Here is a 14553-nt window from a genome sequence, read left to right as displayed (position 1 = left end):
CGAGGCGCGCGACGCTCAGGCCGTCGCGGTGAACGCGCCCGCCGCGATGCGCGCCGCCGACGCGACGACGTCCGCGCGGGCCGCCGCGTCGGCCTGCGGCTGCGTGAACGACACGGCCATCACGATCGGCGCGCGCGACGGCGGCCACAGCACCGCGACATCGGTCGTCGTGCCGTACCCGCCGGTGCCGGCCTTGTCGGCAACGCGCCAGCCGGGCGGCACGCCCGCCGCGATGCCGGTCGCGCCGCGCGCACCGCCGACCATCCATTCCGTCAGTTGCGTGCGCTGCGGTTCGTGCAGCGTGTCGCCGAGCAGCAGCCGCTGCAGCGTGTCGACCATCGCGACCGGCGTCGACGTGTCGCGTTCGTCGCCCGGCGCGGCCTGGTTCAGTTCGGGTTCCCAGCGATCGAGGCGGAACGTCGTGTCGCCGCTCCCGTGCGCGAACGACGTGACGGCCTGCGGGCCGCCGAGCACGCCCATCAGCAGGTTGCCCGCACCCTTGTCTCCCGACTGCAGCATCGCCTCGCAAAGCTGCGCGATCGTCATGCCCGTGTCGACGTGGCTTTCCGTGATCGGCGAGCCCGACACGACTTCATAGCGGCGATACAGGATGCGGCGCGGCAGCAGCGACGCGTCGAGCGAGCCGCGCGCGAGTATCGCGGCGGCCGCGACGACCGCATACGTGCCGCACAGCGGGAAGCGCTCGCGCGCGTGGTGGGCGATGCGCACGCCGTTCGACGTATCGAACGCGGCGACGCCGAGCCGGCCGTTCGACGCTTTCTCGAGTGCGGCGAGTTCGGCTTGCGCGGCGTGGGCACGGCCCTGGTCGGCAACCGGTGCGGACGTGCACGCGGCGACGAACGGCGCGGCAACGGCGGCAAGCAACAGCGAGCGGCGTGTCGGAGAGTGGTCCATGGATGAGTAGTGTTCTGTCGGAAACGAGGGCACGAAGCAACGCGGGCGCGCATCGACGATGCACGCCCGTTCACGCCGACGGCCGGCCCGCGACGGCATCCGCCGCGCATCCCCGAAAGACGCCCGTCGGCCCCGCGCGAAGCGCGGGACTCGCAAACAGACCCTAGCCTAGCAGCGACCGCCGCCGCGTTCCAGCGGAACGGTCGCGCTTCACCCTTGCGACGAAGGCAGGTACGGCATCGGATTCACCGGCTTGCCGTCGCGCCGCACCTCGAACAGCAGCGCGACGCGCGAGTTGTCGAGGTCGCCCATCTCCGCGATCGCGTCGCCCTGGCGCACGATGTCGCCGGTCTTCACGAGCAGCTTGCGGTTGTGCGCATAGGCAGTCAGGAAATCCGCGTTGTGCTGGACGATGATCAAACTGCCGTAATCGTTCAGGCCGGTGCCCGCGTACATCACGCGACCGTCGGCCGCCGCCCGAACCGGGTCGCCCGGCCGGCCGGCGATCTGGATGCCGCGGTTCTGGCCCGGCCGGAACGCGTCGACGATCTTGCCGCGTGCGGGCCACTTGAGCGCGACGCCGCCCGCATGCCGCTTCGTTTCCTTGACGACCTGACGGTCGCTTGCCGACGACGCCGTGGCCTGCGCGGCTGCCTGACTACCCGCCGCCGCATCGCTCGCGACGGCCGGTGCGGCAGCCTGCGTGCCGGCCGCGCCCGACGGCGGCAGCGGTTGCTGCCTGACGATGCGCAGTACCTGCCCCATCCGCAGCCTGCTGTTCGCGTCCAGCTTGTTCCAGATGCGCAGGTCGGCAATGCTGCAGTCGTTCGCGGACGCGATGCCCGTCAGCGTGTCGCCGCGCTTCACGACGTACTTTTGCGCGACGAGAATCGGTGCCGGCGGCGGTGTGACGGCCGACGGCGCAGCAGCGGGCTGGCTCGCCGGCGACGACTGCCCCGCCAGCGTGTCGCTCGGCGGAACGGACTGCGTGCTTGCACAACCGGCCATGACGAGCACGGCGGCCAGGCCCGGCAGCCATGCCGCCTTGCGGTGAATCTCGCGCGTTTCCATGGACGATCCGACTCCGGTTTGACAATCTTTCAAGCATCTCAAAAACGGAACGGCCGACGTGTAACCGGATGCAAACAATGATGACAAACGATCACGAACCGGACGCCGGCCGGCATTTGCTACCGGTAATACGGCCCGATCCGGAAAAACTTGATGGTCTTGTCGCGCGAAAGCGGAAGAATTTTCGTCGCAAGAAACTATGACGGATCTGTTTCAATAGGCGCGTGACGGCGACAGGCGAGCCATGCGGCGCGCGCGCACCGCCACGCTCAACGCAACCATGCGACGAGTTCGGAACAGGCCCACGCGATGCCGATACACAGGCACAACACGTGCAACGCGATCTTGAACGACACGCCCCACGACGAATCGATCTGCATGACAGGCTCCCCGGTCGAGATGCAGCCATGATCGGGCATCGATCGCGCCCCGAAAATGCGGAACCGGCGAATCGGGCCTCAGGCTGCGCCTGAGACCGACGCTCCGGTTCCTGCTAACTTATCGGCCATTCCAACGCTATCGCTCCCCGCCCATCATGCGCTTCGACCTGACCGACCTGCGGCTCTTCCTGAACATCTGCGAGGCCGGCACGATCACGAGCGGCGCCGAGCGGACGCACATCACGCTGCAGGCCGCGAGCGAACGCATCCGCGGCATGGAGGACGAGCTCGGCGTGCCGCTGCTGCACCGGACCAAGTCGGGCGCGCAGGCGACCGATGCCGGCCGCGCGCTCGAACACCACGCGCGCACCGTGCTGCAGCAGATCGACCACATGCGCGGCGAACTGCAGCAATACGGACAGGGGCTGCGCGGCCATATCCGGCTGCTGTGCAACACGGCGTCGCTGAGCGAATACCTGCCCGACGCGCTGGCCGATTACCTGCCGCATCATCCGAAGCTGTCGATCAGCGTCGAGGAGCGTTCGAGCCAGGAAATCGTGCATGCGATCCGCAACAAGACGGCCGAGGTCGGCATCGTTGCCGATTCGGTCGGGCTCGGCGGGCTCGAACAGAAGCCGTTCCGCGAGGACTGGCTGATCGTCGTCGTGCCGGCCGCGCATCCGCTCGCGTCGCACGGCAAGGTCGCGTTCGACACGATCGCCGACGCGGACTTCATCGGCCTGACCGACGGCAGCGCGCTGCAGGTGCATCTCGCCGACCACGCGCGCGCGCTCGGCAAGCGGATCCGCTATCGCGTGCAACTGAAGAGTTTCGATGCGATCTGCCGCGTGATCGCAAGCGGCGTGGGCATCGGCATCGTGTCGCGGCACGCGGCCGAGCGTGCGATGCAGACGATGGACGTGCGGCTCGTCGAGCTGGCCGATCCGTGGAGCCACCGGAAGCTGACGCTCTGCGCGCGGTCGTTCGATGCGCTGCCGAAGTACACGCGGGAATTCGTCGCGTTCCTGTCCGGCGAAGCAACGCCGCGGTGACGCGCGCAACATTCGACCCACCCCGTCGCCCCATCGACACACGGAGGCATGCCCAAGGCCGACACCGATCTGGCCACCCGCTACCGCGCGTATGTCGCCTGCCTGAACCGGCAGGTCTGGCCGGTGATCGACAAGGCGGCGATCGAGGTGCAGCTTTAGCGTCGCCGGGCCTGATTCATTTCGATCCTTATGGATAACGTTTTCTCTCAAATCCCATCGGGAACGCGTAGCCAGATTGCCTTCCCGCCTGCCACATTCCCGCCTGCATCCTGTGTCGCTCTGCACCAAATGTCGAAAAAATCCTCGGCAATTCGCGCGTAATCTCGATCTCTCCGCCGCCTCCTTCATTCCCACCATTCGGGTTTCTACCGGCGCATTCGGCGTGAAAGTTCATTGACATCGCACCGTTCGATGCCTAAATTTGGAAAACGTTTTCCAATGCATCAGCGCGACGCCGGCCACGGCCCGCGCAGGGAGAACGCTTGCCCGCTCGAGTTGTGATTCGGGCCACCGTCGTCAGGGATCAGGGTTGCGAGACGGAGGTCAGGTACGGGCACCGAGCGCGGCAACGGCCACACCCGCCCGTCCCTCATTACTATTCAAACTGGAGACACAATGCATTCGCGCAGCAGATTCGCGCTCGGCGCCGCGCTCAGCGCCCTTTCCGTCCTGTTCGTCAGCGCCTGCGGCGGCAACGACGTGACCGACACGCCGTCTTCATCGGCGCCGCCGTCGACCTCGACGCCCACGCCCGCGCCCGTGCTGGCGGCGAACTCGCTGCAGGCGCTCGTCTACGGCGCGCCCGACACCAGCGTGCCGGCCGGCACCAACATTCCCGTCACGATGATGGGCCAGATGCGCGCGCTGTTCGACCTGATCCGGAAATCGCCCGATTTCACGAAGGTGGTGATGGATCTCGGCGACGGCACGCCGGTCCACGTGCTCGACACGAACACCGGCGACAAATTCCTGCCCGGCAAGCTCGCGCTCGGCCTGTCGGACATCCTGATCGACATGAAGTCGAAGGGCGACCCGCAATACGCGAGCTATCTCGCGACGTACCAGACGATCACGACCGCGATGATGGCGCAGTCGGGCAGCAACTACGCGTATGCGAATACGTCGTGGGGCGAGTACTACTACCTCGTCGCGCTGAACAACCTGAAGGCGCACGGGATGCTCAACGAAGTCTTCAGCGACGCGATGCTCGCGACGCTGCAGCAGCGGCTCAGGTTCTGCGACATGTTCGGCCCCGACGCGAGCGGCAAGACCGACACGTGCCCGGCCGCCGGCACGCCGATCGACATCGCGTCGCTCAACACCGCGCAGAACTACTATGCGGTGTCCTACGGAATCGCCGGGCTGCGGCAGAAGCTCGGCTGGAGCAGCCCGTCGTTCGCGTCGGCGACCGATCCGTCCGTCGCGACGATGGGCGCGCGCGACGCGCTGCTGTACACGCTCACGAACCACATCCGCAAGGATTCGTCGGGCGGTTTCTCGGACGAAGCGTCGAACACGCACACGACCTATTCCGACCAGGCGCGCTTCGACCGCTACAGCACGCTGCTGATCGGCGAAGTGACCGAGCGCACGTTCGAGATGGGTAACGAGGCGAACCTCACGCCGGAACTGAAGGGTTATCTGCGCAAGTCCGTCGACCTGATCCTCCCGCAACTGAACGGCGACGGCCAGGGCTTCAACTACGGCCGCTCGATCGGCCCGTACGGCGATTCCGCGTTCATGGAAGTGCTGACGGCCGCGGCCAACGCCGGCGTGCTGTCCGACCAGGAGAAGCAGATCGCGTACGCGTTCATCTTCAAGGCCGCGCATCGCTTCGACACCTACTGGTACGACCCGTCGCTGCCGACGTCGTCGGTGAACATGTGGGTCAAGGGCCGCGGGACCGACGCGTATCGCGGCAAGCCGCGCGTGATGGGCGAGAACTTCAGCCTGCTGCACCAGTACCTGTACGTGAACGCGTGGTGGAACAAGCTCGGCTTCGGCGGCAAGGCGCCGATGGCGGATGCGGACTACAACGCGTGGCTCGACGCGCTGCCGCGCTACACGCTCACCTGGTACAACCAGCCCGGCGACGCCGCGCATCCGTACAGCGCGGCGCTGGTGACCGTGCGCGACGGCCGGCGCGTGATCAACCTGAACCTCAGCCAGGCGCCCGACTACAACTCGTTCACGCCGTACTACCCGGTGCCGTTCTCCGACAAGCTGATCTACGGCACGACCGATCTCGGCTACGCGTTGCTGGTGCCGCAGGTGTCGTACAACGGGAAAACCTACATTCCCGTCACGTACTACAAGAACCTGAACGTCCAGCAGGCCAACGGCCAGGTGATCGTGTCGTTCGATACGGCGAAGTTCCGTCTCGCGTCGAAGAACGCGGCGTATACGACCGATCTCGACCTGCAGGTGCATACGGTACTGACGTTCGCGCACGGTACGGTCGCGCGCAGCGATACGCTGAGCTCGGGCTCGCTCACCGGCAACCTGTCGGTCGAGACGGACTTCACGTCGTTCGCGGACTTCGCGTCCACGCAGGCCAACGGCGACGGCGTATCGGTGGCGTACGCGAACAGCGCCGCGACCGGCTATGCGGCGTCCGGGTTCGACAACTGCGCGCTGTCCGCCTTCGACACGGTGAACGGCACGACGAATCCGCTGTCGACGACGCCGATCGGCCAGTTGCATTCGAACTTCGCGTGCACGACGAAGCCGTTTGCGCTCGGCACGGGCACGACCCGCACGTTCGGGTGGACGCTGAAGTACGCCGATCCGGCCTGAGCGGTGTAACCGCCGTCCTGTGACGGTTCCCGAAGCCGGCAGCAGCAACCGGCTTCGGGATGCTTCGGGACGGCGGGCGTCACGCGCCCCGGCGATGCGCGCTCACAGCCACCCCGAAGCGGCCATGTACGCACCCAGCGCAATCAGCCCGACGAAGAAGCAACGCCTGAACGCCTGCTCGCTCATCACGCGCCGCGCATATTGCCCGCCGGCCATTCCCGCCAGCGCCGGCACGAGTGCGAGCGCCGACACGCCGAGATCGACCGTCTGCAGCGCGCCCGTCACGCGCAACTGCAAGCCGAGCGCGATCGTCGATGCGGTAAACGACAGCCCGAGCGCCTGGATCAGGTCGTCCTTCGACAGCCGCAGCGCCTGCAGGTACGGCACGGCCGGCACGACGAACACGCCGGTCGCGGCCGTCACGACGCCCGTCAGGTAGCCGACCGCGGCCGACAGCCAGGTTTCGTGCCGCCCCGGCGCGGGCAGCCGCGCGGCGGCCAGCCCCCACAGTCCGTAAGCGATCAGCACCACGCCGAGCGCCGCATGCGTCCACGTGCTGCCGGCCGCAAGCGCGGGCAGCCCGCCCGTCAGCGTGCCGATCGTGAGACCGGCGAGCAGCGGCCACAGCCGGCGCAGCAGCGGCCCGAACGACGGGCCGAGCCACAACTGCCACACATTGGTGATGAACGACGGCACGAGCAGCAGGCTGGCCGCGGCCGACGGCGGCATCGCGAGCGTCAGCAGCCCCATCGCGATCGTCGGCAGGCCGAGCCCGATCATTCCCTTCACCGCGCCGGCCAGCAGGAAAACCAGCACGATGATCGTCAGCGTATGAATTTGCATGGAGGGCGTTCCGTCCGGTTGAGTACGGCGCCGATGGTGAACCCCTGCCACTCCGCCCGCCATCTGGTTTTGCCTGAGGCTGGCTAGGGCCTGTCGGGCGGGCCGCTGACACCGCACGTAAGCGGACGCCCGGCGGGGGCGCGCCCCGGCGGCCGCCGCACGGGCCGGCCAGCGTGCCGCCCATGCCATTCACGCGCCGTGTGCCGGCCCTCGGCCCTGCTCGCTGTCGAGGTGCGCCATCTGCGCGGCCGGATAGCGCTCGCCGGCAGCCGCCCCGGCGGGAACCGCCGCTTCGATGCGTGCGAGATCATTGACCGTTAGTTGCAATTCAGGCGCACGCAATGCGTCCTGCAGTTGCGTGCGCTTGCGCGCGCCGATCAGCGGCACGATGTCGGCGCCGCGCGACAGTACCCACGCGATCGCGACCTGGGCCGGATTGCTGCCCTTCTCGTCGGCGATCGCGCGCAGCGCGTCGACGAGCGCGAGATTATGCGCGAGGTTCTCGCCCTGGAAGCGCGGGCTGGCCGCGCGGAAATCGCGTTCGCCCTGTCGCGCGGTGCTCCAGCGCCCGCCGAGCAGCCCGCGCGACAGCACGCCGTAGGCCGTCACGCCGATGCCGAGCTCGCGGCACGCAGGCAGGATCCCGGCCTCGATGCCGCGCGACAGCAGCGAGTATTCGATCTGCAGGTCGGAGATCGGCGCGACGGCCGCCGCGCGGCGGATCGTGTCGGCGCCGGCTTCCGACAATCCGATGTGGCGCACGTACCCGGCCTTCACGAGATCGGCGATCGCGCCGACCGTCTCCTCGATCGGCACCGCCGGATCGACGCGCGCCGGCCGGTAGATGTCGATATGGTCGGTGCCGAGCCGCTTCAGCGAATACGCGACGAAGTTCCGGATCGCGTCGGGCCGCGCGTCGTAGCCGGCAAACCCGCCGGCCGGATCGCGCAGCGCGCCGAACTTCACGCTGATCAGCACCTGGTCGCGTGCCCGGCCGCGCAGTGCGTCGCGGATCAGCATCTCGTTGTCGCCCATCCCGTAGAAATCGCCGGTGTCGAACATCGTGATCCCGTTGTCGAGCGCCGCGTGCAGCGTCGCGATACTTTCGTCGCGGTCGGCCGGCCCGTAGAAATCCGACATCCCCATGCAGCCGAGCGCGATCGCCGAAACCTGCGGGCCCGTGCGGCCCAGTCGACGCGTGTCCATGTCCGTTTCCTTCCAGTGGTGAGTGGATGGACCGGATTGTCGGCGCATCGCCGCGCGCGATAAACGCGAAACGCTCCACCAAACCATTCGACGCTGATTAACAATGGAGCCTGTTCCCACCCGCCAACGCTCCCGCCCCGCATGGACCATTTGCAAGCAATGCGCATCTTCGCGCGCGTCGCCCATCTCGGCAGCTTCACGAAAGCGGCCGAGCAACTGCAACTGCCGCGCCCGACGGTCAGCAACGCCGTCCAGTATCTGGAAAGGCACCTGAATATCCGCCTGCTGCAACGCACGACGCGGCGCGTCGCGCTGACCGCCGAAGGCGCGACCTACTACGAGCGCTGCGTGCAGTTGCTGGCCGATCTCGACGATGCGGAATCGCTGTTCGAGGACGCCCGCGCGTCGCCGCGCGGCGTGATCCGTGTCGACCTGCCCGAGCGCTTCGCGCTGAACCAGGTGATCCCGGCGCTGCCGGATTTTCACGCGCGCTACCCCGACCTGCGCGTCGCGATCAGCACGACCGACCGCTTCGTCGATCTCGTCTCCGACGGCATCGACTGTGCGGTGCGGGTCGGCGTGCTGTCCGACACGTCGCTCGTCGCGCGGCGCATCGGCGAGATGGCGCAGATCAACTGCGCGTCGCCCGCGTATCTCGCGCGCCACGGCACGCCGAGATCGCCGGACGAGCTGCCCGACCACGTCGCGGTCGGCTATTTCTCGAGCCGCACGGGCCGCGAACTGGATTGGGAATATGCGGACATGGATTCGGGCGAACTGCACACGGTGAAGATGCAAAGCATCGTGTCGGTCAACAGCTCGCAGGCGTATCTCGCGTGCTGTCTCGCGGGCCTCGGGCTGATCCAGGCGCCACGCGACGGGCTCGCGCCGCTGCTCGCCGACGGCTCGCTGGTCGAGGTGCTGCCGGAATGGCATGCCGAGCCGCTGCCCGTGTCGGTGGTGTTCCCGCACGGACGGCATCTCGCGCCGCGCGTGCGGATCTTCGTCGACTGGCTCGCGGCCACGCTCGGCGGCACGCGCCAGCCGGACTGACGACCGCCGCCGGGGCGCTCGGCCCCGGCCGCCGCCCGGTCAGAACTTGTGGCGGATCGCGGCGCGCACCGCGAACTGGTTCGACGACGACGACGGGCCGTCCGTCCCGACGACGTAGCCGCCGTCGGCCGCCGTACCGGTCTTGTCGCCGCCGACCTTCTGCCACGCGCCCTGCAGATAGACGTCGGTGCGCTTCGACAGGCTGTAGTCGGCCATCAGGCCGACCGTGTGGTACTTCGGCTTGAACGAACCGGCCGCGGCATCGAACTTGCCGTCCGTGTACACGTACTGCGCGCCGAGATAGAAATCGGGCGTGAGCTGGTACTTGCCGTTGATTTCGAAGTTCTGGAACTTCGTCGCGGTCAGCCCGAGGCCGGCGAACGTCGACGCCGGCAGGTAGACGGTCGACACCGGGTTCTTCACGTCCGTCTTCGTGTAGACGAAGCCGACCGTTGCCGGGCCGAACGTGTAGTTGACGCCGCCGCCGAAGATGCGCAGGCGGTCGGCGACGAAGTTCGCGTCGTCGGCCGAGATCGCGCCCGCGCTGCCGACGCCCGGGTTGTTCGCCTGCAGGTACGCGGCCGCGACCTGCAGCCCGGCCAGCGAATACTGCGCGCCGATGCTGTACTGGCGGTTGTTCGAGAAACCGGTGCTGTTGCTGAAGCTGTACGTGCCGCCGAACGTCAGGCCGTTCCAGTCGGCGCTCGCGTACTTGACCGTGTTGTTGACGCGGAACGAATTGTCCGTGTTGTCGTTGTCGAACGGGTGCGAGAACAGCGTGCCGCCCCAGTTGCCGTTCGCGGTCAGCGGCGCGAGATAGTCGACGACGGAATCGTACTGGCGGCCGAAGGTCAGCGTGCCGAAACGCGACTCGCTCAGCCCGACGAACGCCTGGCGGCCGAACATGCGGCCGCCCTGGCCGAGCCGGCCGTTGTTCACGTCAAAACCGTTCTCCAGCGTGAAGATCGCCTTGAGCCCGCCGCCGAGATCCTCGGTGCCCTTCAGGCCCCAGCGGCTGCCCTGTGCATAACCGCTCGCGAGCTGGTAATTCGTCTTTCCGACCCCATTGACGTTCACGTTGTTCGTGTAATTGAAGCCCTCGTCGATCAGGCCGTACAGCGTCACGCTGTTCTGGGCAAAGGCCGGCGCGGCGAAAGCGGCGAGCGCGGCGGCAAAAATGACGTGCTTCTTCATGACGGTTCTCCGGAGCCGAGGGCCGGGCAGGCCAAGCGCCCGGCGATTGTTTGGTCTGTTTTATGTGTGGCCCGCAGGGCGGACGACGCGGTCGTGCGGCCGCGTGAGGACAAAATGGTGTCACGTCGCAAACCGTCCGTCCATCGGGGTAAGGAAACCGCGCGCAAAGCGTTGCGCTCTCCCAACTGCCCCGTTGCGCACAGAGCCTGACCGGGCTTATCGGCAGCGGCGGGCCGGCTCGCCATCCGCGTAAACCCGGCAGGCGTCGCATCGGTGGCACAATGCGCATCCGTTCGCCATTTCTTCACGAAGTCATGCTTCACCCCGATTCATGCGCGGCATGTGCCGGCCGCGCACGCGGCCCGCGCCGGGACGCGGTCCGATGACCGCGCCGGCCCGGGCCGGCCGCTACGCCGAACTCGATTTCTTCCGCGGCCTCGTGCTGCTCGTCATCGTCGTCGACCACATCGGCGGCAGCATCCTGTCGCGCGTGACGCTGCACGCGTACGCGCTGTGCGACGCGGCCGAGGTATTCGTATTCCTCGGCGGCTTCGCGACCGCGATCGCGTACAACTCGCTCGCCGAGCGGCACGACGAGGCCGCCGCGCGCCAGCGCTTCATCCGGCGCGCATTCGAGATCTACCGCGCGTTCCTCGTGACGGCCGGCCTGATGCTGCTGATCACGGCCGCGCTGAACGCGTTCGCGATCGACGGCCCGAACATGCCGACCAACGACCTCGACGGCCTGCTCCACAAGCCGCTCGCCGCGCTGCGCGACATCCTGCTGTTCCGCCGCCAGCCCTACCTCGCGTCGGTGTTGCCGATGTATGCGTTCTTCGCGCTGCTCGTCCCGCTCGCGCTGCCGCTCACGCGCACGCAGCCATGGCTGATGCTCGCGTTCAGCGGATCGATGTGGTACGCGGCGCCGCACGTTGCGCGTTTCCTGCCGACTGTCGAAGGCGCGCCGTGGGACTTCAATCCGTTCGCGTGGCAGTTCCTGTTCGTGCTCGGCGTGATCGCGCGCTGCCAGCCTGTTTACCAGACGCTCGCACCCAAGCCGCAGGGCTGGCTGCTGACGGCCGTCTCGCTCGCGATCGTCGCAGCCGGCGCGTACTACCGGCTGCGCATCGAGCCGTTCCCGACCGATCCGTCGATCAAGCAGAACCTCGGCGCGCTGCGGCTCGTGAACTTCCTCGCGATCGCGTGGCTCGCGGCCAAGCTCGTGCACCTCGGCTGGATGAAGAAGGTCGCGCACGCGATGCCGTGGATCGGCACGATCGGCCGGCAGGGGCTGCTGTGCTTCGTCGCGGGCACCGGCATCTCGCTCGCGGTCGATTCGCTGCTTTACCAGGCGACCGAAGGCTATCTCGACGTGCCGCTCGGCCTGGCCGCCGATGCCGTCGCGATCGGCCTGCTGTATCTCGTCGCCAAACTCTACGGGCCGCTCGTCGCGCGGCTGCCGTTCCGTTCGCGGCGATGACGCGCCGCGCCGTCATGCGCCGCTGCTACGATAGCCGGCGCCTCTCCTGAAACGCTTCGCCATGCGCCGACTCGCCCTTCCGTTCGCCGTCGCCCTGATCGCCGGCTCCATCGCCACCGCCCGCGCCACACCGGCCGCGCCGACGGTAACGCCCGTATCGCCGCCCGCCACCCAGGCCGCGCCGGTCATGCCGGCCGCCCAGGAACCGCCGGTCAATCCGGGCAGCAGCGTCGTGCTGCGCACGTTCCGGTCGGCCTCGCTGAAGCGCGACTGGTCGTACACGGTCTACTTGCCGCCCGGCTACAACCCGGAAGGCGCGCGCTACCCGGTGATGTACCTGCTGCACGGCAATGCCGGCAATGCGAACGACTGGATCACGCAGGGCCGGCTGCAGGCCACCGCCGACACGCTGATCGAGCGCCGCGAGATTCCGCCCGTCGTGATCGTGATGCCGCAGGGCGGCACCGACTGGTACGTCGATCGCAAGGAGAAGATGCAGAGCGCGTTCCTCAACGACCTGCTGCCCGAAGTCGAAGCGCACTTCGCAGTGTCGAACCAGCGCGCGGGCCGCGCAATCGGCGGCGTATCGATGGGCGGTTTCGGCGCGCTGCGCTTCTCGCTGCTCGAACCCGGCCTGTTCTGCGGCGCGATGCTGCTGAGCCCCGCGATCTATGCGAACGAGCCGCCGCTCAATTCGGCCGCGCGCTATGTCGGCGTGTTCGGCGACCGGCAGTTCGACTCGCGCGTATGGCACGAGCTCAACTACCCGGCGCTGATGCGCGGCTATTTCGCGCGTAGCTGGCGCGTGCCGATGTTCATCGCGGCCGGCGACGACGACCTGACGATCCAGGCGGAATCGAGCGTGCTGTACACGCAGCTGCGCCGTGCGCAGAACCCGGCCGAGCTGCGCATCGTCGACGGCGGACATACGTGGGACGTGTGGCGCGGGTTGCTCGGGCAGGGCTTGAAGTACGCGCTCGAGTGCGTGAAGTGACACCCTGGCGATAAGGCATCAGGCAACCGCACGACAGGCATCCGGCGCCGCGTCATCTGCCGGCCCGCAGTCTTCGCTCCATGCGCGCATCGACCGGATCGCGTGCGCATCAGTTCCACGCATGCCGCGCGGGGCGCACGCCGTTCAGGTAGTAGTTGCCGACGAGGTGATATTTCCACCGCACCGGATCGTGCAGCGTATGCGTGCGCGCGTTGCGCCAGTGCCGGTCGAGATTGTGCTCGGCCAGCGTCGACTGCGTGCCGGCCAGTTCGAACAGCTTCTCGCTCGCGAGCAGCGCGATTTCGGTCGTCAGCACCTTGGCCTCGCCGACGGCGACCGACGCACGCGCGACATCGTCCTCGGTCACGTCGCCCCGCGCCGCGATTTCGTCGAGCGCGCGCGCCGCGCGTTCGAGCAGCGCTTCGGCCGCATGCAACTGGATGTGCAGATGGCCGATCTCGCGGATCGTCAGCGGATCGTCGGCTGCCCGCTCGACCCCGCTGTCGACCCACGGCCGCGTGCGTGTGCGCACGAATGCCAGCGTATCGTCGAGCGCGGCCTTCGCGATGCCGGCATCGATCGCCGCCTGGATGATCTGCGACAGCGGGCCGTTGAGCGTCGGCAGATCCGACACGCGCTGGGCCGGCAGCACGTGCGAAGCGGGCACGCGCACGTTGTCGAGCACCACGGTGCCGCTCGCGGTGGTTCTCTGCCCGAAGCCCGACCAGTCGTCGATCACGGCCAGCCCCGGCGTCGGCTGGCGAATGTACGCAAGCCATGCCTGGCGATCGTCGTCAAGGCCCAGCACCGGCACGTAGTGCGCGAACAGCGCGCCGGTCGAATAGAACTTGGTGCCGTCGACGACATAGTCGTCGCCGTCGCGCCGCACGCGCGTCTTCAGGTCGAGCACATGCTTCGTGCCCTTCTCCGAAAAGCCGTTGCCGAAGCGCTTGCCGCTCAGGATCTCCGAGAAGAAGTGGCGCTTCTGCGCGTCGGTGCCGGTCAGCGTGATCACGTCGACCAGCCCGAAATGGTTCTGCGGCAACTGCCCGAGCGACGGATCGGCCGCCGCAACGATCCTGACCACGTCCGTCAGCGTCACATGCGACACGCCCGCGCCGCCGTAGGCCTTCGGCACCGTGATCGCCCACAGCCCCGACTGCGAGAACCATTCGATCTCGTCGCGCGGCAGCCGGCGCTCCCGATCGCGTTCGGCCGCGCCTGCCGCGAGCCGTTGCGCCAGCGCGTGAGCCGCCGCGATGGCCTGCGCGTCGTCGGCGATCACGCGGGCCGCTTGCGGCTGCGTGTCGGCCGGCCGTTCCTGAACCGTGGTGCTCGTGTCTGACATCGGGCGCTCCTGCTGATGGACGGAAACGTTCAATCTAGCAGCGCGCCGCGGGCCGGCAAACCGAGCGATTCGCAGAACGATATTCCTTCGGATCACAAACGGCACGCCGCGGGGGCGTGCGACGACTCGCGCAACAACAGCGCAATCGACGTCAAATCGTCGAGATGGCGCGACATCGCCGGCGTAATGCGCGGCGACGATAACGATGTGCGAATCCGTTA

The 14553-nt window shown here is 67.9% G+C and carries 11 protein-coding genes; 5 read left to right on the top strand and 6 right to left on the bottom strand.

What is annotated here, in order from left to right; translation table 11 throughout:
• Positions 1 to 15 precede the first annotated feature (15 nt).
• A complete protein-coding gene (bla, locus tag JYG32_RS18865; protein WP_213266518.1) occupies positions 16 to 915 on the bottom strand; it encodes a class A beta-lactamase in 900 nt (299 codons plus the stop codon).
• Positions 916 to 1125: 210 nt separating this feature from the next.
• Positions 1126 to 1986 carry a peptidoglycan DD-metalloendopeptidase family protein gene (locus JYG32_RS18860; protein WP_213266517.1) on the bottom strand — a complete coding sequence of 287 codons (861 nt, stop codon included), beginning with the start codon at positions 1984 to 1986 and terminating at the stop codon, positions 1126 to 1128.
• Between the two features lie 535 nt (positions 1987 to 2521).
• Here JYG32_RS18860 and JYG32_RS18855 point away from each other — a divergent pair.
• Together JYG32_RS18855 and JYG32_RS18850 are read left to right on the top strand one after the other, a co-directional pair.
• A complete protein-coding gene (locus JYG32_RS18855; protein WP_213266516.1) occupies positions 2522 to 3418 on the top strand; it encodes a LysR substrate-binding domain-containing protein in 897 nt (298 codons plus the stop codon).
• 615 nt (positions 3419 to 4033) lie between these two features.
• Entirely contained in the window at positions 4034 to 6214 is a 2181-nt protein-coding gene (locus JYG32_RS18850) for a hypothetical protein (RefSeq protein WP_213266515.1), read from the top strand.
• Between the two features lie 102 nt (positions 6215 to 6316).
• Here the strand turns inward: JYG32_RS18850 and JYG32_RS18845 are convergent, their stop codons facing one another.
• A complete protein-coding gene (locus JYG32_RS18845; RefSeq protein WP_213266514.1) occupies positions 6317 to 7057 on the bottom strand; it encodes a sulfite exporter TauE/SafE family protein in 741 nt (246 codons plus the stop codon).
• Positions 7058 to 7246: 189 nt separating this feature from the next.
• The gene (locus JYG32_RS18840) at positions 7247 to 8263 is read right to left on the bottom strand and encodes an aldo/keto reductase (protein ID WP_213266513.1); all 1017 of its coding nucleotides are present in this window, start codon (positions 8261 to 8263) and stop codon (positions 7247 to 7249) included.
• A gap of 141 nt (positions 8264 to 8404) precedes the next feature.
• On the opposite strand from JYG32_RS18840, the gene JYG32_RS18835 reads away from it, so the two are divergent.
• Positions 8405 to 9316 (top strand): LysR family transcriptional regulator, encoded by a 912-nt coding sequence (locus tag JYG32_RS18835; protein ID WP_213266512.1) that lies wholly within the window; start codon positions 8405 to 8407, stop codon positions 9314 to 9316.
• A 39-nt stretch (positions 9317 to 9355) separates the two neighbouring features.
• Here the strand turns inward: JYG32_RS18835 and JYG32_RS18830 are convergent, their stop codons facing one another.
• Complete coding sequence (locus tag JYG32_RS18830) at positions 9356 to 10510, bottom strand: porin (RefSeq protein ID WP_174381982.1); 1155 nt, start codon at positions 10508 to 10510, stop codon at positions 9356 to 9358.
• A 382-nt stretch (positions 10511 to 10892) separates the two neighbouring features.
• Between JYG32_RS18830 and JYG32_RS18825 the strand changes: the two genes are divergently transcribed.
• Together JYG32_RS18825 and JYG32_RS18820 are read left to right on the top strand one after the other, a co-directional pair.
• Positions 10893 to 11990, top strand: a complete 1098-nt coding sequence (locus tag JYG32_RS18825; RefSeq protein WP_213266511.1) for an OpgC domain-containing protein — start codon at positions 10893 to 10895, stop codon at positions 11988 to 11990.
• 61 nt (positions 11991 to 12051) lie between these two features.
• Positions 12052 to 12984 carry an alpha/beta hydrolase gene (locus tag JYG32_RS18820; RefSeq protein WP_174381980.1) on the top strand — a complete coding sequence of 311 codons (933 nt, stop codon included), beginning with the start codon at positions 12052 to 12054 and terminating at the stop codon, positions 12982 to 12984.
• Between the two features lie 109 nt (positions 12985 to 13093).
• On the opposite strand, the gene JYG32_RS18815 is transcribed toward JYG32_RS18820, so the two are convergent.
• Positions 13094 to 14332, bottom strand: a complete 1239-nt coding sequence (locus JYG32_RS18815; RefSeq protein WP_213266510.1) for an SfnB family sulfur acquisition oxidoreductase — start codon at positions 14330 to 14332, stop codon at positions 13094 to 13096.
• Positions 14333 to 14553 lie beyond the last annotated feature (221 nt).

It is taken from the genome of Burkholderia pyrrocinia (genome assembly GCF_018417535.1).
In the GTDB taxonomy this organism is placed as follows: domain Bacteria; phylum Pseudomonadota; class Gammaproteobacteria; order Burkholderiales; family Burkholderiaceae; genus Burkholderia; species Burkholderia pyrrocinia_E.
The sequence above is the reverse complement of the archived record's forward strand: the minus strand, read 5'-3'. Positions and strand labels throughout refer to the sequence as shown.

What these genes read in the sequence shown, in the direction of transcription:
- bla (WP_213266518.1), bottom strand. Translation starts at nt 915, where the DNA reads ATGGACCACTCTCCGACACGCCGCTCGCTGTTGCTTGCCGCCGTTGCC.
- JYG32_RS18860 (WP_213266517.1), bottom strand. Translation starts at nt 1,986, where the DNA reads ATGGAAACGCGCGAGATTCACCGCAAGGCGGCATGGCTGCCGGGCCTG.
- JYG32_RS18855 (WP_213266516.1), top strand. Translation starts at nt 2,522, where the DNA reads ATGCGCTTCGACCTGACCGACCTGCGGCTCTTCCTGAACATCTGCGAG.
- JYG32_RS18850 (WP_213266515.1), top strand. Translation starts at nt 4,034, where the DNA reads ATGCATTCGCGCAGCAGATTCGCGCTCGGCGCCGCGCTCAGCGCCCTT.
- JYG32_RS18845 (WP_213266514.1), bottom strand. Translation starts at nt 7,057, where the DNA reads ATGCAAATTCATACGCTGACGATCATCGTGCTGGTTTTCCTGCTGGCC.
- JYG32_RS18840 (WP_213266513.1), bottom strand. Translation starts at nt 8,263, where the DNA reads ATGGACACGCGTCGACTGGGCCGCACGGGCCCGCAGGTTTCGGCGATC.
- JYG32_RS18835 (WP_213266512.1), top strand. Translation starts at nt 8,405, where the DNA reads ATGGACCATTTGCAAGCAATGCGCATCTTCGCGCGCGTCGCCCATCTC.
- JYG32_RS18830 (WP_174381982.1), bottom strand. Translation starts at nt 10,510, where the DNA reads ATGAAGAAGCACGTCATTTTTGCCGCCGCGCTCGCCGCTTTCGCCGCG.
- JYG32_RS18825 (WP_213266511.1), top strand. Translation starts at nt 10,893, where the DNA reads ATGACCGCGCCGGCCCGGGCCGGCCGCTACGCCGAACTCGATTTCTTC.
- JYG32_RS18820 (WP_174381980.1), top strand. Translation starts at nt 12,052, where the DNA reads ATGCGCCGACTCGCCCTTCCGTTCGCCGTCGCCCTGATCGCCGGCTCC.
- JYG32_RS18815 (WP_213266510.1), bottom strand. Translation starts at nt 14,332, where the DNA reads ATGTCAGACACGAGCACCACGGTTCAGGAACGGCCGGCCGACACGCAG.